The following is a 21,359-nucleotide window of genomic DNA, read 5'->3' on the forward strand; positions in this document are numbered from 1 at the left end:
GCCGTCCTTAGCATTTAGCTATAGCCACCGGCTCTCCGTTTATCGGAGCGGCAACGACCGCCGCAGCGGCCGGCTTGGTGGAAGGGGAATGCCATGACGCTTCATATCACCGACTGGTTGATGACCAGCGATGTCACCCCGGAATCTGCCCAGCGTCTGCCCTCACTTCCCGGGCAGTGGCTGCTGAGCTGGCTGCCCGGCGAGCTTCTGACCCAGGAGCAGGCGCTGAGCGGCATGATCGTCGACGAGATCCTGTCCGATCCAGCTTTCGTGGACGATCTCGGGGCCGTCGAGATGGCCACCCTGCACGCCGCCGAACTCGGCATCACACTGGACGAGGCGGTGATCCGGCTGTGCGCCCGGGTCCTCGAGCGCACCGCCCTGCGATCCGGCGAAATCGGACCGGGCGATATCGAGCCCGGGGATATCGGGCCGGGCGACAGGGAGGCGAGCACCACGGAATACGGCCCGGTCCGAGGCCACCCACACCTACCGCACGCCCACCGCACCCCGGTCTCGCCGCACCGGCCGCGGCATACCGATCACGATCTGTCGGCGGCGCCGTCGTAGCAGAGCCGCAGGTCGTGGGCGATCCGCTCGCCGTCGACCGCGACACGCGCACTGGCGGGCGGATAGCCGCGACCCACCACCGTGTAGTCCCCGGCGGGAAGATCGTCGATCCGGTAGCGACCGTCGCCGTCCGTCAACGCGGCGGCCACCACCGTGCCGCCCGAGTCCAGCACCGCGACGTGGGCATGGGCGACCGGGCCGCGCTCGGAGCGCACCCGGCCCGACAGCACCGCCGTCGGCGCGAGCTCGATGTCATAGCGCAGCATGCCGGTCGCGGGCACGGTCAACGTCGTGGCATCGGGCCTGCGATATCCGGCGACCGCGACCAGGGTGTAGGTGCCGGCGACGATGCCGTGACAGGCGTAGGCGCCGTCGGGTCCGGTCACCGCCGCACCGACGACCTCGCCCCGCCGATCGGTCAGCGTGACGGTCACGCCCGCGAGGGGCCGGCCCGGGCCCTCGGTGACGATGCCGGACAGCTCCCCGGCGCCTAACAGCGTGAGGTCGGCCGTCTGCGGCTCGGCACCGATCGCGACGTTCACCGCGGCGGGCTGATGCCCCTCGGCGGAAACGATCAGCACATGGTTTCCGAGGTCCGGCGCGCTCAGGCGGTAGGCGCCCGCGCCGTCGGTCGTGGCTCGGGAAACCTGATGTCCCCGTTGGTCGATCAGAGTCAGCGCCGCGCCGGATACCGGTTGCCCGTCTTCGCGGTGAATGCGTCCGGACAGGGGCGCGTCGCCGGCGCTCTCCGGGAACGCGGGGTGCGCCCCCGTTCCGGCGGGTGCCGGCTCCGGCCGGGCGGCTCCCTCGTCGTCCTCCCGCAACCGCTCTCGCTCCCAGGCGTCCGGCTCCGACCCGGCCGTCTCGGCGCCGCCGGCGGGCGCGGCGTCGAGGTCGAGCACGGCCGGCTCATCCGGTGCCGGCTCCGCGCGCTGCGGTTGCGCCGGTGGGGTCGGACTGTCCTGCAGCGGAATCTCTTTCATGAACAGCAGCACCACACAGGCCAGCAACGCCACCCCGGCGGCGGCGTAGAAGACGCCGTGCAGGGATTCGGTGAAGCCGATGAGAATCGGATCGCGCACCTGCGCCGGCAGCACCGCGATGCCGCTGGTGTTGGCCTGCAACTGGTCGAGTTTCCCGGCGTCGAATCCGGGTGGCAGCACACCACCGAAGGCGTCGATGATCTTGTGCGGCAACAGATTGAACAGAATCGTCAGGAACACCGCGACGCCCAGCGTGCCGCCCATCTGCCGGAAGAAGGTCGCCGACGCCGTCGACACACCCATATCCGACCGCGGACCGGCATTCTGCGCCGCGATGATCAACGTCTGCATACAGCCACCGAGTCCGAAGCCGATGACCGCGCTGTACACCAGCGGTTGCCAGAGCGGGCTGTCGTAATGCACCTGCGCGTACAGCGCCGCCCCGCACGCGATGACGAAAGTACCCAGCACGGGCAGGATCTTGTACCGGCCGGTGAGCTTGGTGATCTGCCCGGCGATCAGCGAGCCGATCATGATGCCCAGCACCAGCGGCAGCATCAGCAATCCCGCCTTGGTGGGCGAATAACCACGCACCACTTGCAGATACAGCGGCACCATACTGATCGCGCCGAACATCGCGATACCGACGATGAAACCGCCCAGAATGGTGATGGAGAACGTCGAATTCCGGAACAGCCGCAACGGAATCAGCGCGGCATCCTTCATCAGGAATTCCACGAGGAGGAACAAGACCAGACCGGCGGCGCCGATTCCGTAGCAGAGCAGCGCCCGCGGTGATTCCCAGCCCCAGCCGCGGCCCTGTTCGGCGACGATCAGCAACGGCACCACACAGATCGCCAGCGCGATCGCGCCGAACCAGTCCACGCGATGCCGCTGCCGCTCGTGCGGCACGTTGAGCACCTTCGCGACCACGGCCAGCGCGAGCACGCCGATCGGCACGTTCACCAGGAACACCCAGCGCCAGCCGTCGATACCCCACAACGTGTCGTAATCGGAGAAGAAGCCGCCGAGCACCGGGCCGGCGACCGTCGCGGTGCCGAACACCATCATGAAGTAGCCTTGATACCGCACGCGTTCGCGAGCGGGCACGATATCGCCGATGATGGTGAACGCCAAGGACATCAGGCCACCGGCGCCCAAACCCTGGAACGCCCGGAACGCAGCCAACTCGTACATCGACGTCGCGAACGTACACGCCGCCGACCCCACCACGAAAATACCGATCGCCAGCAAATAAAACGGCTTACGTCGCCCACGCCTGCTGATCGAAACCATGCAAACTATTCGCGATCCGGACAATCGCCACACTCACAATATTCTGATCCAGCGCCGCCAAGAACATCCCCAGCAACAAACCGGACAAAATAGTCAAAATCTGGCGATGCGAAAGCCCTGTTTCGGTTCGGCCGTCGATGGTGGGGTTGATTCGATACCGCAGTTGAGCCGGTCGAGCAATGCGATCAGCGTGGACCTGTCCGCGGCGGGCCAATCGGCCATCACCTCGGCGATCCAGAGGTTGCGCAAGCGCCGATTCTCGGCGAACACCCGGACACCCTCGTCGGTCGCGGCCAGTACGCATGCCCGGCCGTCGATCGGATCGGCGCGACGCTCGACCAGGCCGTGTGCCACGAGAGATCTGGTCTGCCGGCTGATGGTAGAGATCTCGGCGTGCAATTGCTCGGCCAGCTTGCCCGTCCGCTGCGGTCCGTCGTGAACCAGACAGAAGAGCATGGCGTAGGCGAGTTTCTCCAGTCCGTCCGGGCCGGTCTTGGACAGCTGCGTCTTGGCGCGATTCACCGCGCGTACGAACCGGATCAATTGGGCGCCGAGTCGATCGGCGTCGTCGAGCGCTGTGGCAGTGACGGTGCGGTCAAGGCCGGCAGCGGTCATCGGGTGTCCCCTTTTCCCAGATCTGCAGACTTGCTTAGCGCGTACAAGTAGTTGCCGACGCCAACTATACAGACGGCGTACGGCGGTGGTTCATTTCGTTCAGAACAAGGTCATCGGCTCGATCGGCGGCGGATCCACGAGGGCCGGCAGTTCCGCGCCGGCGGACCGCACGTCATCGTAGAACCGCCGGGCCAGCGGTAGCGAATCCGCATTGTCGGGAGTGTGGACGAATACCGTCGGCGACCGTCCTTCCCGCAACCACTCGACGACGAGGTCGCGCCACGGCCGCCAGCCGGCGACGGTCGCCTCGACATCGTCGTTGCCGTGATACCGCACGATCGGATAGTCGGTCAGTGCGCGCAAACGGCGTGGCAGCCTCGGCTTCTTCGCGCTCGCCTCGTACTCAGCCGGGCTGCGCGGTGGTGCGGCGAACAGGGTGGTGGTGTCGAACGGAATCCATTCGGCGCCAACCCGTTCCAGCACGTACTCCAGCCGGTCGGCCGCCTCGGGATCGGCGAAGAACGCGCGGTGGCGCACCTCGACCGCGCAGCGGTACCGGCGCGGCAGGCGCTGCAGCAGTCCGGCGAGCACGCCGAGATCGTCCGGCCCGAACGAGGCCGGCAATTGCGCCCAGAGCGCGTGGATGCGCGGCCCCAGCGGCTCGACCGAGCGGAGGAATTCCGCCAATTCCGTTTCCGCACCGCGCATCCGGCGTTCGTGGGTGATGGTCCTCGGCAGCTTGAGCACGAATCGGAAATCGTCGCGCGTCTGCTCGACCCACGACCGCACGGTGGCCGGACTCGGCGTCGCGTAGAAGGTGGTGTTGCCCTCCACCGCGGTGCAGTACCGGGCATAACCGCCCAGCCGCCGCCGCGAATCCGGCTGATACGCGCGCCACGCCTCGTGGGTCCACTGCGCGCATCCGACCGAGAGTGTCATGGTGTCGACGGTAACCGCCCACGGTGACAGGGAACGCGGGGCAGCTCAGTCCTCCCGCGTGCCACCACGGAAGAACAGGATCTGGTCGCCGTAATCGGCCAGGGCACGCGCCTGCCCCGCCTGCCGGATTCCACTGGCGGGCAGGTTGGTCAGCTTGGCGAACATGCCGGAGTTGCCGAACGCCGCCCGGACCTGGGTTTCGGAGGCGTAGTCCGCGCCGTAGTCGGCGAGCATCGCGAAGTCCAACGGCGCCAGCGGAGTATCCAGCGGCTCCTGTCCGGCCGGGCGGCCCAGGGCGGCGAACTGCCGCGCGGCACCGTCGGCGTACCAGCACAATTCGTAGGTCAGATTCTCGATGGTGTTGACCGCGAGCACCGGCCACTGTCGCGAAAGCCGCAGCGCCAGCGGGTTTTTCCCGGTGGGCGCGAGTTCCCAGAACAGGCTCAGCACATGCACCCAGCTGCCCGCACGCTGCAGCAGCACCACGTCGTCACCGAGGTTCGGAGCGGCGTTGAGGACGGGATCGGGCATATGCCAATGGGTTTCGCCGACCCCGGCGAAGGCGCTGCTGTCCACCGGATGCGCGCCGTCGGCGGCATAGGCCTCGATCACCGCCGCGCGCACCCGGGCCACCGCGTCGGCGGCGGCGCAGCGCACGCTCAACGCACCGTAGGAGGTGGCGATCTCCATGGGCTTGGACGGCGGGTCCGCCAGCGCACCGGCGGCGAGGGGTTTGAGCCCGACCAGGCCGAGCTTCCAGTTGATCTCCTCGATCGTGGTCAGATCGCCGGCGGTTTGGTAGAGGATCTGCTGCTGGGTGAGATATCCGGCGCGCTCGAGCGTCGGGCATTCCAATTTCACCAGGGCGCCATGGGTTTTGCTGGTGAATTCGAGTTCGTCGATCGAGGTCTCACGCAACCGCGTGGTCATCTCGGGCGTGGTCCACGCGGAATACCGTTCGCGATACATCGCCAGGGCCTGTTTGCGCCCGCGGCCGATCATCAGGGTGCGCAGCAGCATGTTCAGGCTGGCCAGATAGCGGCCCGCCTGATCGGGATTGGCGGCGAACAGGCCCGCGCGGATGCGCACCGCCTCGGCACTGGCCGCCACCGCCGATTCGGGATCCAGCCGGCACAGCCACACCCCGCATTTGGACAGACCGTCGGCACACACCCCGGCCGCCATCGGATAGTTCTGCGCCACTTGGTGATACGCGTCGCAGGCCTGGCGGATGGTCGCGGTGGCCAGTTCACGATGGCCGATGGTGCGGGCGGCCTGTTCGAACAGTCGCAACGCCTCGGTGACCTGCCCGGCGAATTGCGCGGTCACATGACCGGCGGTCAGCCAGTGCAGCCGGATCAGCACCGCCTCCTGGGCGGGTTCCAGCGCGGCCGGCGCGCGGTCGCGGTCGGCGCCTTCGGTCTTGGTGTCCAGGCAGGCCTTGGCCAGCTCGCACAGCGACGTCGCCAGGCGCAGTTCGGCCTCGGCCGATCGTTCCTGAGCGGCGGCCCGTCTGTGGTCGGCCACCTGCTGTTCGATCGCGCTCAGCGCACTCGCCATCCCAACTCCCGCATCACCTTCCACATACGGTCGTCGACCGGCCGCATCGTGCCGTGCCGAGTCTGCCACATCCGGGGACCGCGCAGCAGCCGACGACGCCCGCTTGCCGCGCCGCCGCCGGACCGCAGACCGCCGGCAGACCGGGCCGACTCTCGGAAAAGAAGCGAATCGGTGTTAACTTATAGCAGAACCTCGAGTAACTTTGATCGATCGGAGTGGCTATGACCACGGCAGTCGTCGTCGATGTCGTCCGGACCCCGTCCGGTAAGGGAAAAACCGGTGGCGGCCTGTCCCAGGTCCACCCGGCCACCCTGCTGGCCGGAGTGCTGTCCGACCTGGTCGCACGCAACGACCTGGATCCGGCGCTGGTCGACGATGTGATCGCGGGCTGCGTGACGCAGAGCGGGGAACAGGCGTTCAACATCGCCCGTACGGCGGTGCTCGCGGCCGGATTTCCGGAGGCCGTCCCCGCTACCACCGTGGACCGCCAGTGCGGCTCCAGTCAGCAGGCCGCGCACTTCGCCGCTCAGGGCGTGATCGCCGGCGCCTACGACATCGCCATCGCCTGCGGTGTGGAGTCGATGTCGCGGGTTCCGATGTTCTCCAACGGCCAGGGCGCCGACGCCAATCGCGGTCCGATCGCCCATCGCTACCCCGAAGGTCTTGTGCAGCAGGGTATTTCGGCCGAGGTGATCGCCGCGCGGTGGAAGTTCGACCGCGCCGCGCTGGACGAATTCGCGGCCCGGTCGCACCGGCTGGCCGCCGAGACCGCCGCTGCGGGCGGGTTCGATCGCGAGATCGTCGCGGCCGGAACCCTGCAGGCCGACGAGACCATCCGCCCGTCCACCACGGTCGAGGGCCTGGCCGGTCTGCGTCCCGCCTTCGCCGACGACCAGTACCTGGCCCGCTTCCCCGAGATCGACTGGTCCATCACGCCGGGCAACTCCTCCCCGCTCACCGACGGCGCCTCCGCGGCCCTGATCATGAGTGAGGAGAAGGCCGCCGCGCTCGGCCTGCGCCCGCGCGCCCGCTTCCATTCCTTCGCCGTCACCGGCGACGACCCGCTGCTGATGCTGACCGCGGTCGTCCCCGCGACCCGGAAAGCGCTGGCGCGCGGCGGTCTGTCGATCGACGACATCGACGCCTGCGAGGTGAACGAGGCCTTCGCGCCGGTCCCGCTGGTGTGGTCGCACGAACTGAACGCCGACCCGGCCAAGCTGAACCCCCGCGGCGGCGCCATCGCGCTGGGGCATCCGCTCGGCGCCTCGGGCGTCCGCATCCTCGCGACGCTGGTCAACCACCTCGAACAGTCGGGCGGCCGCTACGGCCTGATGACCATGTGCGAGGCCGGTGGTCTCGCCAACGCCACCGTCATCGAACGACTCTGAGGATCGATCGGATCACGTGTGCCGGTCGGCGTCCCCGACGCCGACCGACGCACGCTACCCACGGCGCCGGCAACTGTCGGGCACGATATGCCCGGCGGTTACCAGCGCGTCGAACGCCGCCTGCTTGATACCGCAGCCGTCGGTCGAACAATCGGTGTGCAACTGCATCACCTGATGCGCACGCTCCACTGTCAATGGCCGGGTGGGCGCCGAATGTGCCATCACCACAATGAGATAATCGGTAGACAACTCCATGACATTGCCCCATATCCGGTTCTACATGTTGATGTAGCTACACGGTAACTCCACAACGGGGCGTCGCCGACGGACAAGTACCGGACAATCCGGTGCCCAGAGGACATCTCAACGGGCACACGAGGATTGCCTCACCTAATCAGCCTCCCCCGCTCCGCCGCGGCTAGTCGTCGGAGACGTCCGGGAAGGCCTGCTGGCGGCGGCCGCCGCGCAGGGTTCCCGTCAGATATGCGGCCTTACAGGCACGTCGGGCGATCTTCCCGCTCGACGTGCGCGGAATCGATCCGGCCGGCACCAGGAGCAGTTCGCGCACGGTGACCCCGTGGCGCGCCGAAATCGCCGCCCGCACCACCTCCGCCACCGGCCCCGCATCGAGTTTCGCTGCGCCACTTCCCCGTTCGGCCACGATCACCAGATGTTCGCCTCCGGCCCCGGAGGCGGCGAGTTCGGCGGGCAGCTCGTCACCGCGCACCGAGAACGCCGCCACGAAACCCGGCCGCAGTGCGGCCGACGACTCCTGTGCCGACATCTCCAGATCCTGCGGATAGTGGTTGCGCCCGTCGACGATCACCAGATCCTTGACCCGGCCGGTGATGTACAACTCGCCGTCGTGATACACGCCGTAGTCCCCGGTGCGCATCCAATATGCCTGTGGCGCAGCACCTTCGGCATGGCTGCCGACGGGCTGCCGGGCGCTGAGCCGGTTGTGGAAGGTCGCCTCGGTCTCCTCGGCACGGCCCCAGTAGCCGATGCCCATGTTCTCCCCGTGCAACCAGATCTCGCCCACCCGGCCGTCCGGCAGTTCGGCGCCGTTGTCGTCGACGATCACCGCCCACTGTGAACGCGCCACATATCCGCAGGACACCTGTGCCACGGCGTCTTCCGCATCCGGGGCGACCTCGACCAGGTCTCCGGCGTTGAGGCGGGTGCGGTCGGCGTAGACGACCCGCGCGGCGTCCTCGCGCCGGGTGGCCGACACGAACAGGGTGGCCTCGGCCATCCCGTAACACGGCTTGATCGCCGTCTTCGGCAATCCGTAGGGCATGAAGGCATCGTTGAATTTCGCCATCGACGACACCGACACCGGCTCACTGCCGTTGATCAGACCGATCACATTCGACAGATCGAGGTGCTCACCCGCCTTCGGGCGTCCGCGCGTCGCAGCGTGCTCGAACGCGAAATTCGGTGCGGCGGCATAGGTTGCGGCGCCGTCGGAGGCGGCGGCCAACTCCTTGATCCAGCGATAGGGCCGCCGGACGAACGCACTCGGCGACATGATGGTGATGAACTTGCCGCCGATCGCCGGCAGAATCACACACAGCAGACCCATGTCGTGGAACAGCGGCAACCAGGTGACGCCGCGGGCGGTTTCGTCGATGCCGAGCGCGTCGATCATCTGCAGCAGATTCGTGCCGACCGAGCGATGCGTGATCTCCACGCCGGCGGGCGTGCGGGTGGAACCGGAGGTGTACTGCAGATACGCGACGCTGTCGATATTGATATCCGGTTCGGTCCAGCCCGCGCCGACGCTGTCGGGAATCGCGTCGACGGCGATGATGCGCGGGCGCTGACCCGTCGGCATGCCGCGGAAGAATTCGCGCACCCCGGCCGCCGCGGAACTCGCGGTCAGAATCGCGGTCGGCCGGCAGTCGCCGAGGACGGCGTGCAGCCGGTCGGTGTGGCCGGGTTCGTCCGGATCGAACAGGGGTACAGCGATATTGCCCGCGTATACCGCCGCGAACATCGCCACCACGTAGTCCAGGCCCTGCGGCGCCAGAATGGCCACTCGATCCCGCGGCCGGGTCACCTGCTGCAACCGGGCCGCCACCGCCCGCAATCGCGCACCGAACTGACGCCAGGTGAGCTCGTGGTACTCACCGTCGCGCTCGCGCGAATAGTCGATGTAGCGGTAGGCCAGCTCGTCCCCGTTCGCCGCACTGTGCTTGTCGACGAAATCGATCAGGGTCGCGTCACCCAGGATCTTGATGTTGCCGTGTTCGTCCAGATAGTCATCGAAGGTCTCGCCGATCATTCCCTCATCCTTTTCACGCACGAACATCACGCACGAACAGTCACGCAGGAACGAAAGCCCGGAGCCCGCACTCGGCGGAGCTCCGGCGGGGGCAACTCAATACCGGCCGAAGGTCAACGACACGTTGTGACCGCCGAATCCGAAGGAATTGTTGACCGCGTAGTCGATCCGTCCCGCCCGGGCCTGGCCCTTGACGATGTCCAGATCGACATCCGGATCCTGGTTGTCCAGATTGAGCGTGGGCGGGACGATGCTGTCGCGAATGGACAGCACCGTGAGCACCGATTCCAGGGCCCCGACGGCGCCGATGGAATGTCCCAGCGCCGATTTCGGCGCGTAGACCGAGGCGTGATTGCCGACCGCCGCGGCGATGGCACGGGCCTCCGCGGTATCGCCGATCGGGGTGGCTGTGGCATGCGCGTTCACATGTCCCACATCGGTTTTCGACAGTCCGGCGGTCTGCAGCGCGCGGGTGATGGCCCGCGCCGCGCCTGTGCCGTCCGGATCCGGCGCCACCAGGTGGAAACCGTCGGAGGTGAGGCCGGCGCCGAGCAGCCGGGCGTGCACGGTGGCGCCGCGAGCCCGGGCGTGTTCCTCGGATTCGAGCACCATCATCGCCCCGGCCTCACCGAAGACGAATCCGTCGCGATCGGTGTCGAAGGGACGCGAGGCGCGTTTCGGATCGTCGTTGCGCGTACTCATCGCCCGCATCATGGTGAACGCGGCGATCGGCACGGCCTGGATCGACCCCTCCACACCGCCGGTCACGACCACATCGGCATCGCCCATCACGATCATCTTCCACGCATTGGCGATGGCCTCCGACCCCGAGGAACACGCCGAAACGGGGGTCGCGATACCGGCTTTGGCGCACAATTCCAGCCCGACCACCGCGGACGCGCCGTTGGGCATGATCATCTGGACCGCGAGCGGGCTGACCCGGCGATATCCGCCGTTGGCCATCTTGTCCTTGACGTCGATGAGCGCCTCCACACCACCGAGCCCGGTGCCGATGGAGACGCCGAGCCGCTCCGGATCGACCTCGGGCGCACCGGCGTTGCGCCACACCTCGCGCCCCAGCACCAATGCCATCTGCTCGACGTAGGACAGCCTGCGGGTCTCCTCACGGCTCAGAACGGTGGACGGAACGACCTTGAGGTGACCGCCGATGCGGACCGGAAGTTCGAACTGGTCGATGAAACCGTCGTCGAGTACGTCGATTCCGCTCTCACCGTTCAACAGCCCCTTCCAGGTGGAGTCGACATCACCGGCGATGGACGTGGTCGCGGCCAGGCTGGTGACGACGACATCGCGGTAGCGCATACGGCTGGAAACCGTCATTCTCGGCTCACTTTCGACAGGCAACACTGCGGAACAGGGGCAACACTGCGGCGAATACAAGCTGGAGCGACAACGGTGGCGGTGGAGCGGCTACATTAGCGAGACGAACACGACCGGCACAGCCCTGAGTGCCACCCGGCAACCCGGTCGTGACTGCACTGTACCGGTTTCCTCCCGCAGCGCCGCACGGCGATCCACAACGAGGAAGGGCAACACCGTGGTCAGGAATCTCACCCAACTCGAGTTGCTACTGGAACTCGAGCCCGTAGCGGAGAGCAACGTGCATCGGCATCTGTCGATGGCGAAGACGTGGCATCCGCACGACTACGTCCCGTGGGATGCGGGACGCAATTTCGCGGCCCTCGGCGGAACCGATTGGGACCCCGCCCAGTCCCGGCTGAGCGAGGTCGCCCGCGCCGCGATGGTCACGAATCTTCTCACCGAGGACAATCTGCCGTCCTACCATCGCGAGATCGCCGAGAACTTCTCCACCGACGGCGCCTGGGGAACCTGGGTGGGGCGCTGGACGGCCGAGGAGAACCGGCACGGCATCGTGATTCGCGACTATCTGGTCGTGACCCGCGCGGTCGACCCCGTGGCCCTGGAACGGGCCCGGATGGTCCACATGACCAACGGATACGACGCGATGAAACTCGTGCGCGAAAGCGACAAGGCCAGCGTGGTGGAGCGGGCCGACACCGGATTCCTGCACTCGGTCGCCTATGTGACCTTCCAGGAACTGGCCACCCGCGTCTCACACCGCAACACCGGGAAGGTCTGTGACGATCCGGTCGCCGACCGCATGCTGGCGCGCATCTCCGCGGACGAGAACCTGCACATGATCTTCTACCGCAATATGTGCGCGGCGGCTTTGGATCTGGCGCCCGACCAGGCGCTGGAGGCGATTACCGATATCGTGTGCAATTTCCAGATGCCGGGCGCCGGAATGCCGGATTGGCGGCGCAACGGCGTGCTGATGGCCAAACACGGAATCTACGATCTGCGCCAGCATCTGGAGGAAGTGGTGATGCCGGTGTTGCGCAAGTGGAATGTGTTCGATCGCAACGACTTCACCGCGCGCGGCGACCGGGCACGCAATACCCTCGGGGAATTCCTGGAGAAACTGCGAAACGATTGTGCGCGTTTCGAAGAACAGCGGGACCGGGCGCTGGCCCGGGAGGCCCGCAAACGGGAGCTGGTGGGCTCCCGGTCGTGAGCGGCGGCAGCGCGGCGGTGTAAGCGACTGCATCCCCGAGCATTTCGATTGGGTTTCGAAAGCGACAGAGCGGCAGAACACATTGCCAGAAAATAGCCGCGGGTGCACACTGGGAGTTATGACCGCTTCACCCCGCGCTGCTCACTCCACGGACCGCGAAACCGTGGCGCTGATCGACGCATCCCATCCCGTCGTGCACGTCGAATTCCGGATCGGCGATCCGCACCGGCAAGCCAAGATGCGCGCGGTCATGGACCGGCTGCGCGTGGGAAACCGGTTCCGGAACCGCTGATTTCGCCTGCCGCCCCGACCGCCCGCTAGACCGCGATACCGACCAGGTGGCCGACCACATAGGTCGTCGCCATCGCCAGCGCACCGCCCGCCAGCACGCGAATCGTCGCGCGCCCCACCGGCGCCTGCCCCAGACGGGCGCCGATGGCGCCGGTCGCGGCCAGTGCCACCAGAACCGCCGTCGCGGTGACCGGAACCCGGATCGCCGCCGGTACCAGCATGGCCAGCAGCGGCAGCAACGCCCCGATGGTGAACGCCGAGGCCGACGACAGCGCGGCATGCCACGGGTTGGTCAGTTCGCTCGGATCGATGCCCAATTCGGCCTCGGCATGGGCGGCGAACGCGTCCTTGGCCGTCAACTCCTCGGCGACCTTCCACGCGGTGGCCGGCGTCAGGCCCTTGCCCTCGTAGATGGCGGCCAGCTCGGCGAGTTCACCCGCCGGGTCCTCGGCGAGTTCCCGCCGTTCCACGTCCAGCACCGCGCGCTCACTGTCGCGCTGTGTGCTCACCGACACATACTCGCCCAGTGCCATCGACACCGCGCCCGCCGTGAGTCCCGCGACGCCCGCGGTGACGATCGCCGACGTCGACGTAGTGGCGGCCGCCACACCCACGACAATCCCTGCGACGGAGACGATTCCGTCGTTGGCACCCAGCACCCCGGCCCGCAGCCAATTCAGTCGTACCGACAAACCCGGTCCGTGAGTTTCCGGCCGGACCGCACTCTCCATTACCGCCGTATCCGCTTGCACCAGACAAAAATAACCCGGCCTCCTTTTCCTCGCCAGCAAAGAAAGGCTGCCCGAATTTAGGTAAACCATTGCACAGGAAGGTATTCCATACCTTATTTCGAAAAGCCGGAACACTCGCCCGACTATTGCGTCGGTAATCGAATTGCGTTCGTCGCCAAGACTTTCGGCGGTGCCTCCCGGCGGGCCCCGCACGGGTTGCGGCGCTGTCCGATTCGCGCCGGTCGCCCGGGGGACCGCGGGCGGTCCCGGCCGGGTGGTGTGCGCCACCCATCGATGGGAGGGCCGGATTGCGGGGTGATTGCGGCTCTCGGCGCTTACACTTTGCGAGACCAACTGGAAAGGGACTGGCGCAGAATGGACGCGGTCGTCACGGAAGTTGCGGTCGAAGGTAAGCGGCTCATCGACGAGGTGTGGCTGGGGCGGATCAGTCGCGAGCAGGCGGTACATCGGTTCGTGCAGGTGGGCGACGGTTTGGTCGAGTTCGACACGGCCGCCGACATCGTCGACGACGGACTGGCCTGGCTCGATTCCCACGCCTCCCGGCTACGACTACTGGCCTGGTGCTCCTGGCTGGAACTACCGGTCTTCGGCGGCCTGGCCGTGCTCGGCGTGCTGACCGAGGACTACCTGTCCACCGGATTCTCGCTGATCCTGCTGGCCGCCCTGCAATTGGTGCACCGGCACATCGGTCCGCCCCGGCCGCCGATCCGGCGGCGACAGCGCAGCATCTGAGCGCTCGGACTTCCAGCGCCGATACGCCTCCGGCAGACATCGCGCGCACGGACGGTATCCGGCGGCGACGGCGGTGGCCTCGTCGGCGAAGAACACCCGATATGCGGCGTAGTTGCCGCGGCGCAGGGCGCGCAGTGCCGCTGGACAGTCCAGCCGCCCGTAGATGCGCTGACGCCGATGCCCGCCGACCGTGCCCGCGGTCGGGCTGCGGTACGGCACGGCGTCGGAGCCGAGCAGCACGTAATACCGCGCCGGAGCACGGTCCCCGTCATCCATCGACACCCCTGTCGACGCCGCCCTCACGCATCGTGGAAAACCAGGCCGAGGGTATGGCGGTATCCACTGCGCACCACGCTCACGCCGTGGCGCATGGGCGCGGCCGACCAGCCGCGGGTGGACCGCACCGGGCGCTCGCGGGTGGTGAAGACCAGCCCGTGCCCCTGCGGCAGAGTGACCGCCGCGCCGCGGGATTGGGCGCGCGGGCGCTGTTCGACCATCAGGAATTCGCCGCCGGTGTAGTCCGCGCCGGCGGCATCCAGTCCGATCACCACCTGCAGCGGAAAGATCATGTCGCCGAAGAGGTCTCGATGCAGCGCGTTCCAATCGCCCGGGCCGTAGCGCAGCAGAATCTGCGCCGAGCGGTTCTGCCCGGCCCGGTGGCACTGGGCGATCCAGTCGTCCAACTCGTCCGGCCACGAACCCGGGCGGCCCAGTCGTTGCGCCCACATCCGCGCGATGGGCAGCAGTTTCGGATACAGCGCGGCGCGCAACTCGGAGACCACCGGAGGCAGATCGTGGGTGAAGTAGCGATATTCGCCGGACCCGAAACGGTGGCGCGACATCTCGATGGTGGAGCGGAAGCGGTGGTCCTCGGCGTACAGGGCCGCGAGCGAGCGGCATTCGTCCGCGCTCAGCAGGCTGCCGCTGAGCGCGTACCCGTGCTCGTCGAGGTCGTCCGCCATCCGCGTCCAGTCCTGCGCATCCACCCGAGCGCCGAACGGCGTCGCGGTAAGCCCCGGTCCGGTCGCTGCCGGACCGTTTTCACGCGGCATGTTCGAGCTCCAGCAGTTGCCGCTTGCGCTCGAGCCCGCCCGCATAGCCGGTCAAGCGGCCGTTCGCGCCGATCACCCGATGGCACGGTCGCACGATCAGAACCGGGTTGGCACCGATCGCGGCCCCGACCGCCCGCACCGCAGCCCGCGGCGCACCGACCCGGGCGGCGATGTCGCCGTAGGTCACCGTGCGGCCGTACGGGATGTCGTCGAGCGCCTGCCACACCCGACGCCGGAATTCGCTGCCCTCGACCGCGTAGTCGAGTTCGAAGCGGGTGCGCCGCCCGGCGAAGTAGCTGTCGAGCTGGTCGGCGACCGATTCGAACGGTGCGCGATCCTCGGTCCAACCGGGTTGCGCTACAGCACCTTTCCCGCCCGCGATGGACAGGGCGGTGAGGGCGACACCACCCGGGCGCACCTCGCCGACGAGCATGAGCTCACCGAGCGGACTCGCCGTCGTCGTGTAGACCGTCATTGCTGATCCTTTCGGTATTCGATCCGTACGCTCCCCAATCTGCCGGAGCCCCGGATCGAATACCGGCGGAAATCAGACATCGCGTCCGAGCCGCGCGGCGGGTGCGCGCACCGCGGGAATGAAACGATTCGCGCAGGCGTCGGACCGGATATGCGACTTCCCGATTCCGCGCGCGAATTCGTCGGCGCCGGCGCCAACGCGACCCTGGTCACCCTGAATGCCGACGGCAGCCCGCAGATTTCCGTCGTCTGGGTGGCGTTGCAGTCCACTCCCGAGGGCGACGAGCTGGTCAGCGCACATCTCGGCGAATATCTGAAGGTGCGCAACGTGCGCCGCGATCCGCGGGTGGCGCTGACCATCGTCTCGGATCAGCCCAGCGAGTTCATGCGGCCGTATCTGTCGGTCACCGGCACCGCGCGCATCGTCGAGGGCGGGGCGCCCGAACTGCTGAAGGAACTGGCCGCCGTGCTCGCCGCACCGGGTCTGAACTTCCCTCCTGCCGACGCACCGCCGGGACTGCTGACCCGCGTACGGATCGACAAGATCGGCGGCGTCGGCCCCTGGGCGAGCTGACCGGACCGGTCCGGCGCTGTGCTCAGGCGTTCGACAGCGCCGCCGTGCGCCGGACCGGCTGCAGCGTCTTGTCCAGATTCGTGCGCATGGTCGTGGCCGAATCCAGCAGGTAGTTCTGCCGCACCTTCCACGGATGCCGATCGCCCTGCCGCGGGAAGTCGCCGATGGACCGCTGGATGTAACCGGCGGCGAGGTCGAGCAGCGGATGTTCGGTGAGCTCGCCCTGCGGCTGCGGTACCACCGCGTCGTATCCACGCCGGTCCATATGTGCGATCACCCTGCACACCAGCCGTGAGGTCAGGTCGGCGCGCAGCGTCCAGGACGCATTCGTGTAGCCGATGCAGACCGCGAAGTTGGGAACGCCGGTGAGCATCGTTCCCTGCCAGACGAACCGGTCGGACAGGTTCACCGGCTCACCGTCGACCTCCAGCGTGATACCGCCGAAGGCCAGCAACTTCAGGCCGGTCGCCGAGATGACGATGTCGGCGGGGAGCACCCGGCCCGATGTCAGCCGGATGCCCTCGGGCACGAAGGTGTCGATGTGATCGGTGACCACCTCGGCCTTACCCTTGCGCATCGCCTTGAAGAAGTCGGCGTCCGGCACCGCGCACAGCCGCTGATCCCACGGGTTGTACTCCGGGGTGAAGTGTTCGGCGACCAGCTTCTCGTCCTTGAGAATGCGAGTGGTCAGCCCGGTGAGCAGCTTGCGCGCCGCCTGCGGACGACGTCGGCAGTACTGATAGAAACCGACGTTGAAAAGGATGTTCTTCGTGCGGATCACGCGATGCGCCAAGCCCGCCGGCAGCAGTTCCCGAATCTTGTCGGCCTGCTTGTCCCGGCCGGGCACTGCGGAGATCCAGGTCGGTGAACGCTGCAGCATGGTCACCAGTTCGGCCTGCTCGGCCATCGCCGGAACCAGCGTCACGGCGGTGGCGCCGCTGCCGATGACCACGACCTTCTTGCCGGCGTAGTCGAGATCCTCCGGCCAGAACTGCGGATGCACCATGGTGCCGGAAAAGGTCTCCACGCCCGGGAATTCGGGCGCGTGGCCCTCGTCGTAGTCGTAGTAGCCGGCGCACGAGTAGAGGAAGCGGCAGCTCAGCGTGCGCTCCGCATCGCCCTGCCGCAGGGTCAGCGTCCATCGCGACTCGGCGCTGGACCATTGTGCCGCAACGACTTTGGTGCCGTAGCGAATATGCTTGTCGATCCCGTAGCGGCGTGCCGTCTCGGTGATGTAGCGCAGAATCGAGGGACCGTCGGCGATCGATTTGGCATCGCGCCAGGGCTCGAACGGGTAGCCGAGGGTGAACATATCCGAATCCGAGCGGATGCCGGGGTACCGGAACAGGTCCCAGGTGCCGCCCAGCGACTCGCGCGCCTCGAGAATCGCATAGGACTTTCCGGGCAATTCGGTCTGCACGCGGTAACCGGCGCCGATTCCGGACAGACCAGCGCCCACGATGACGACGTCGACATATTCACCAGCTGCGGTCATGGTTCCAGTCTCCTGGTTCCGCCCGCGGCATTCTTGACTTTGCGCGACAAGTATTTGATTCTGGACGACATGTCGGTGATCCGCTCGGCCGGTTTGCGCGGTTTTCGCGCGACCGTGGCCGAACTCGGGGGAAATGCGGAGGAATACGCGGCCGCGGCCGGTTACCCGATCGCAGCCCTGGACGCGGACGATCTGCTGGTGTCGGACGAGGCGATGGCGCTGGTGCTGGAGATCGCCGCCGACCGGCTGCGATGTCCCGATCTGGGCCTCCGGATCGCCGCCCGGCAGGACCTCGGCATGCTGGGACCACTCGCGCTGGCCATCCGCAGCTCGCCGACCCTGGCCGATGCGCTGGAGTGCACCTCGCGCTACCTGTTCGTGCACGCGCGCTCGCTGAGCCTGACCATCGAACCGGATCCCTACGGCGACCGCGGTGTGACGGCCCTGCGCTACGGCGTCGAACCGGGGTTCCCCCAACCCGTCCAGGGCACCGATCTCGGCCTGGGATTTCTGCATCGCACGCTGATCCGGCTGGTCGACGGCCCGTACGGCCTGCGCTCGGTGGAGCTGCCGTACCGCCCGCCGGGTCCGCGCGCGGCCTACGAGAATTTCTTCGGCGTCCCGGTGCGCTTCGAGCGACCGGCGGCCATGCTGCGGCTGCCGAGCAACCTCACGAGCCGGGCGATCGCGGGCGGTGATGCGAATCTGCGCCGGCTGGCGGTGGCATTCCTGGCCGAACAGGCCGGTGACACCGGCGCCTCCACGGTGCCGGGGGTGCGGGCCGCCGTACAACAGCTGCTGGGCACGACCGCACCGCAGATCGATTCGGTAGCAAGGCTTTTGACGATCCATCCGCGCACCCTGCAGCGACGCCTGGCGGCCGAGTGCACAACCTTCGCCGCCATCGTCGACGATGTGCGCCGCAGTGAGGCCCGACGCTATCTGACCACAACGGATCTGCCGATGAGCCAGATCGCCTCACTGCTCGGCCTCGCGGAACAGGCCACCCTGACCCGCTGCGCGCGCCGCTGGTGGGACAGCACTCCCACCGCGATCCGGCGCACCGCCCGGGCCTGAGCGGCCGACCGGATCAGTGCGTGACGCTGGGGTCCCAGCGGCTGGCGGTGATGGTGAATCCTTGGATCGAGGACAGCGGCATCATCGCCTCGTAGTTGCGCTGATAGCCGGTCTTCGTGATGCGCCAGCGGCCGTCGGATTCACGGCGGTAGGTGTCGCGGTAGTACGCGGCGCCGCGAATCATGATCCCGTGCTCGGGAACGATGACCGTATCCTCGAGACACCAACTGCCGGAGGCGGAATCGCCGTCCACCGCGATCTCGGGATGACTGCACACATGCGAGGTGATCATGGTGCCGGTCATCGCGCCGCTGAGATAGCCGACGATGGCGTCGCGGCCCTCGAACTGCAGCGGCTTACCGCCCGACGGCGAGCCGTAATCGGCCACCGCGTCCGCGGCGAGGGTATCGGCGAACTCGTCCCACTCCCGCAGATCCAGCGTCCGCAGATAGCGGTATTTCAACGCACGAATCTCTTCCAACGCAACCAGATCCATCGCGGTCACCTCCTGGTTTCGGCCCCGCCAGCACAATAGAACACGTTTCTGTTTCGGTCCGGGCTTTCCCGATGACCGGGACGGCCCGGACCGATTCGCCGCATCAGGCGTGGGTGCCGCCGTCGATGCGCACCTCGGTGCCGGTGATGAAGGCGCCGTCGTCGGACGCGAGCATGGCCACCACGCCGGCGACCGTGTCGGGCGAGGCGAAGCCCTGGCCGAGCATCGGCATGAGCTTGGTGAACAGCGAGAAGTCGGCGTCCTCGGGCAGGCCCGGGCCGCGGCCGTCGGTCATATCGCTCGAGATCGAGCCGGGCGCCACGGCCACCGCGCGCAGGTTCTGCTTGGAGTATTCCGAGGCCAGCGCATGGGTCATCGACATGATGCCGCCCTTCGACGCGGCATAGGCGGCCATATACGGGTGCGCGAAGTAGGTGGACGTGGAGGCGAAGTTCACGATGACACCGCGGCCGCTGTCCAGCAGCGCCGGCAGCGATTCCCGGATCATCAGGAAGGTGCCGGTGAGGTTGGTGGTGATGATGCGGTTCCAGTCCGCCAGCGGCATCTCGTGGGTATGCGCCGAGCGGAGAATGCCGGCCGCGTTGACCAGCGCGTCCAGCCCGCCCAGGGTCTCCACGGCCTTGGCGACCCCGGCCTGCACCGAGGACTCGTCGGAGATGTCGATCGTGACGGTGGTCAGCCGATCGGCGCTGCCCTTCTCGGCGGCCTGATTCGCGGTTTCGGCCAGCCCCGCCTCGTTGACGTCGGCGGCCACCACGGTGCCGCCCTCGGACAGGATGCGATGCACGGTGGCGCGGCCGATCCCGGATCCGCCGCCGGTGATCAGAACCCGGCGGTCTGCGAAACGCTCCATTGCGAAGACTCTCCTCAACTGCGATTTTCTCGTTTGATTGACACAGTACGCCTGAGTGGCACGTTGTGCCAGAGTGACAATTCGCGCTTAGACTGTGCGGACAGGAGGTGACTCATGCCCGAGTCGAGAACCGGCCCGTCCGCCCCCGCATCGCCACGCCCGAACCTGGCCGCGCGGCGCAAGTCGGCGACCCGGATGGAGATCGCCCACACCGCCGCCCGCTTGTTCGCCGAGCGTGGCACCGCGGCGGTCACCGCCGAGCAGATCGCCGCCGCCTCCGGCGTCGGCCTGCGCACCTTCTATCGCTATTGCCGCACCAAAGAGGATGCCGTGGAACCGATGCTGTCGGCGGGTGCGTCTCGCTGGCTGGACATTCTCGGCGACGGACCGGACCGATTGCCTACGATCGCAGAACTGGAGACCGCCGCGATCCGCGCCCTGAACGTGGTGGACCGCGACGAACTCGACATCACCCGCGGCCTGTTGCGCGCGATGGCCGACGATTCGGCCCTGCGCGCGGTCTGGTTCCGGGTCAACCTCACCGGTGAGCACGCCCTGCTGGAGTTGCTGACGAAACTGTCCCCGGACACCGATCCGCTGCGCCTGCGCACTCTGGCCGCCGCGGCAGCCGGCGCGATCCGCATCGGACTCGAGCAATGGGCCGACGACGACGGCCCGGTGGCACAGCCGGGTAGTGTTGCCGAAACATCCTCGGCCGCAGCGCGAACCGATACGCGAGCGAGCGGACCGGCTCCCCTGGTGGTCAGATGTATGCGCGAACTCACCGCCGGCGTCTACGCACAAGCCCCTGCGGACACGACAACGGCGAGCTGAAAACGGCCACGGCGCCGGACCGCGCGATCCGCCCACGGCGACGTGCGGGCCTGCGCCGATCCGCCGCACGACGGGTCCATGAACTCTGCCGGAGAGATCCGTCAATCCACCTGTGCGGCATCATGTTTCAGCTTGCGCCAGCCGCCCGCGCGATTGTTCGCGATGATCTGGCGCAGCATCGCCGACAGCGCGGGGGCGTTGATCGTCTCCCCCTCGCGAATCGCCACGGTGCGCGCCGTCGTGTTGTCGTGACCGCCCGTGATGATGCCCTCCGGATCGGGCACCATCGCCCCGTCGTAGAGGAATATGTCGACGTGCGTCTTCGTCGCCAGAAGCGCGCAGATGTTTCCGTCGAGGACGAAATACGGTCGCACTCTGCGCTTTACGGTCTCGGTGACATCCCGGTCGGCGGCGTGAACGAGTTCGCGCACCTGGCGGCAGAGATCACGCTGCCACGCCGGTAGCGCGTCGATGTAGGCGTCGACGCGCGGGTCGGCCGCGTAACTCACCATG

General features: G+C 67.5%; 21 protein-coding genes and 2 pseudogenes. 8 read left to right on the forward strand and 15 right to left on the reverse strand.

All coding sequences use genetic code 11. The annotated features are described in order from the left end of the window. The first annotated feature begins 93 nt into the window (after window positions 1-93). Window positions 94-570 carry a hypothetical protein gene (locus IG65_RS35960; protein WP_051756361.1) on the forward strand — a complete coding sequence of 159 codons (477 nt, stop codon included), beginning with the start codon at window positions 94-96 and terminating at the stop codon, window positions 568-570. Here IG65_RS35960 and IG65_RS34820 read toward each other — a convergent pair. The 4 genes and pseudogenes from IG65_RS34820 to IG65_RS0117830 form a co-directional block, all read right to left on the reverse strand. After that, window positions 543-2,916 (reverse strand): annotated as a pseudogene (locus IG65_RS34820) (MFS transporter). The gene IG65_RS35960 and the pseudogene IG65_RS34820 overlap by 28 nt on opposite strands. A gap of 26 nt (window positions 2,917-2,942) precedes the next feature. Next, the gene (locus tag IG65_RS0117820; protein WP_030516054.1) at window positions 2,943-3,464 is read right to left on the reverse strand and encodes a MarR family winged helix-turn-helix transcriptional regulator; all 522 of its coding nucleotides are present in this window, start codon (window positions 3,462-3,464) and stop codon (window positions 2,943-2,945) included. A gap of 99 nt (window positions 3,465-3,563) precedes the next feature. Next, the gene (locus IG65_RS0117825; RefSeq protein ID WP_030516055.1) at window positions 3,564-4,403 is read right to left on the reverse strand and encodes a DUF72 domain-containing protein; all 840 of its coding nucleotides are present in this window, start codon (window positions 4,401-4,403) and stop codon (window positions 3,564-3,566) included. 45 nt (window positions 4,404-4,448) lie between these two features. Beyond that, window positions 4,449-5,963: a hypothetical protein gene (locus IG65_RS0117830; protein ID WP_030516056.1), complete on the reverse strand. Its 1,515-nt coding sequence runs from the start codon at window positions 5,961-5,963 to the stop codon at window positions 4,449-4,451. Window positions 5,964-6,184: 221 nt separating this feature from the next. Here IG65_RS0117830 and IG65_RS0117835 point away from each other — a divergent pair, with 221 nt between their 5' ends. Then, the gene (locus IG65_RS0117835) at window positions 6,185-7,351 is read left to right on the forward strand and encodes a thiolase family protein (RefSeq protein WP_030516057.1); all 1,167 of its coding nucleotides are present in this window, start codon (window positions 6,185-6,187) and stop codon (window positions 7,349-7,351) included. Between the two features lie 54 nt (window positions 7,352-7,405). On the opposite strand, the gene IG65_RS0117840 is transcribed toward IG65_RS0117835, so the two are convergent. From IG65_RS0117840 to IG65_RS0117850, 3 genes are all read right to left on the reverse strand, one after another. Further along, on the reverse strand, window positions 7,406-7,606 hold the full coding sequence (locus IG65_RS0117840) for a hypothetical protein (protein WP_030516058.1): 201 nt from the start codon (window positions 7,604-7,606) through the stop codon (window positions 7,406-7,408). A 163-nt stretch (window positions 7,607-7,769) separates the two neighbouring features. After that, complete coding sequence (gene fadD32, locus IG65_RS0117845) at window positions 7,770-9,638, reverse strand: long-chain-fatty-acid--AMP ligase FadD32 (protein WP_030516059.1); 1,869 nt, start codon at window positions 9,636-9,638, stop codon at window positions 7,770-7,772. A 96-nt stretch (window positions 9,639-9,734) separates the two neighbouring features. Then, window positions 9,735-10,979, reverse strand: a complete 1,245-nt coding sequence (locus IG65_RS0117850) for a KasA/KasB family beta-ketoacyl-ACP synthase (RefSeq protein ID WP_030516060.1) — start codon at window positions 10,977-10,979, stop codon at window positions 9,735-9,737. Window positions 10,980-11,196: 217 nt separating this feature from the next. On the opposite strand from IG65_RS0117850, the gene IG65_RS0117855 reads away from it, so the two are divergent. After that, complete coding sequence (locus tag IG65_RS0117855) at window positions 11,197-12,195, forward strand: acyl-ACP desaturase (RefSeq protein ID WP_030516061.1); 999 nt, start codon at window positions 11,197-11,199, stop codon at window positions 12,193-12,195. Between the two features lie 118 nt (window positions 12,196-12,313). Further along, window positions 12,314-12,487 (forward strand): hypothetical protein, encoded by a 174-nt coding sequence (locus IG65_RS37830; RefSeq protein WP_156055668.1) that lies wholly within the window; start codon window positions 12,314-12,316, stop codon window positions 12,485-12,487. Between the two features lie 25 nt (window positions 12,488-12,512). Here IG65_RS37830 and IG65_RS0117865 read toward each other — a convergent pair whose 3' ends face one another. Next, window positions 12,513-13,217, reverse strand: a complete 705-nt coding sequence (locus IG65_RS0117865) for a VIT family protein (protein ID WP_030516062.1) — start codon at window positions 13,215-13,217, stop codon at window positions 12,513-12,515. A gap of 375 nt (window positions 13,218-13,592) precedes the next feature. Between IG65_RS0117865 and IG65_RS39140 the strand changes: the two genes are divergently transcribed. After that, on the forward strand, window positions 13,593-13,970 hold the full coding sequence (locus IG65_RS39140) for a hypothetical protein (protein WP_030516063.1): 378 nt from the start codon (window positions 13,593-13,595) through the stop codon (window positions 13,968-13,970). Here IG65_RS39140 and IG65_RS39145 read toward each other — a convergent pair. From IG65_RS39145 to IG65_RS0117880, 3 genes and pseudogenes are all read right to left on the reverse strand, one after another. Continuing rightward, a pseudogene (locus IG65_RS39145) lies at window positions 13,971-14,246 on the reverse strand (Ada metal-binding domain-containing protein); the annotation flags it as partial. Between the two features lie 23 nt (window positions 14,247-14,269). Continuing rightward, the gene (locus IG65_RS0117875; protein ID WP_051756364.1) at window positions 14,270-15,022 is read right to left on the reverse strand and encodes a 2OG-Fe(II) oxygenase; all 753 of its coding nucleotides are present in this window, start codon (window positions 15,020-15,022) and stop codon (window positions 14,270-14,272) included. Beyond that, window positions 15,012-15,497 carry a methylated-DNA--[protein]-cysteine S-methyltransferase gene (locus IG65_RS0117880; protein ID WP_030516065.1) on the reverse strand — a complete coding sequence of 162 codons (486 nt, stop codon included), beginning with the start codon at window positions 15,495-15,497 and terminating at the stop codon, window positions 15,012-15,014. Before IG65_RS0117880 ends, IG65_RS0117875 begins: the two co-directional genes overlap by 11 nt. Before the next feature lie 150 nt (window positions 15,498-15,647). Here IG65_RS0117880 and IG65_RS0117885 point away from each other — a divergent pair, with 150 nt between their 5' ends. Then, entirely contained in the window at window positions 15,648-16,070 is a 423-nt protein-coding gene (locus IG65_RS0117885; RefSeq protein WP_030516066.1) for a PPOX class F420-dependent oxidoreductase, read from the forward strand. Window positions 16,071-16,092: 22 nt separating this feature from the next. On the opposite strand, the gene IG65_RS0117890 is transcribed toward IG65_RS0117885, so the two are convergent. Then, complete coding sequence (locus IG65_RS0117890) at window positions 16,093-17,565, reverse strand: NAD(P)/FAD-dependent oxidoreductase (protein WP_030516067.1); 1,473 nt, start codon at window positions 17,563-17,565, stop codon at window positions 16,093-16,095. A gap of 39 nt (window positions 17,566-17,604) precedes the next feature. On the opposite strand from IG65_RS0117890, the gene IG65_RS0117895 reads away from it, so the two are divergent. Then, complete coding sequence (locus IG65_RS0117895; protein ID WP_231509264.1) at window positions 17,605-18,642, forward strand: AraC family transcriptional regulator; 1,038 nt, start codon at window positions 17,605-17,607, stop codon at window positions 18,640-18,642. A gap of 13 nt (window positions 18,643-18,655) precedes the next feature. On the opposite strand, the gene IG65_RS0117900 is transcribed toward IG65_RS0117895, so the two are convergent. Beyond that, window positions 18,656-19,138: a nuclear transport factor 2 family protein gene (locus IG65_RS0117900; protein ID WP_030516069.1), complete on the reverse strand. Its 483-nt coding sequence runs from the start codon at window positions 19,136-19,138 to the stop codon at window positions 18,656-18,658. A 103-nt stretch (window positions 19,139-19,241) separates the two neighbouring features. Further along, window positions 19,242-20,012 carry an SDR family NAD(P)-dependent oxidoreductase gene (locus IG65_RS0117905; RefSeq protein WP_030516070.1) on the reverse strand — a complete coding sequence of 257 codons (771 nt, stop codon included), beginning with the start codon at window positions 20,010-20,012 and terminating at the stop codon, window positions 19,242-19,244. A gap of 114 nt (window positions 20,013-20,126) precedes the next feature. On the opposite strand from IG65_RS0117905, the gene IG65_RS0117910 reads away from it, so the two are divergent. Continuing rightward, on the forward strand, window positions 20,127-20,846 hold the full coding sequence (locus tag IG65_RS0117910; protein WP_081879560.1) for a TetR/AcrR family transcriptional regulator: 720 nt from the start codon (window positions 20,127-20,129) through the stop codon (window positions 20,844-20,846). A 101-nt stretch (window positions 20,847-20,947) separates the two neighbouring features. Here IG65_RS0117910 and IG65_RS0117915 read toward each other — a convergent pair whose 3' ends face one another. Next, entirely contained in the window at window positions 20,948-21,358 is a 411-nt protein-coding gene (locus tag IG65_RS0117915) for a DUF1801 domain-containing protein (protein ID WP_036524957.1), read from the reverse strand. Between the last annotated feature and the right edge of the window lies 1 nt (window position 21,359).

Source organism: Nocardia sp. NRRL WC-3656, from assembly GCF_000720265.1.
In the GTDB taxonomy this organism is placed as follows: domain Bacteria; phylum Actinomycetota; class Actinomycetes; order Mycobacteriales; family Mycobacteriaceae; genus Nocardia; species Nocardia nova.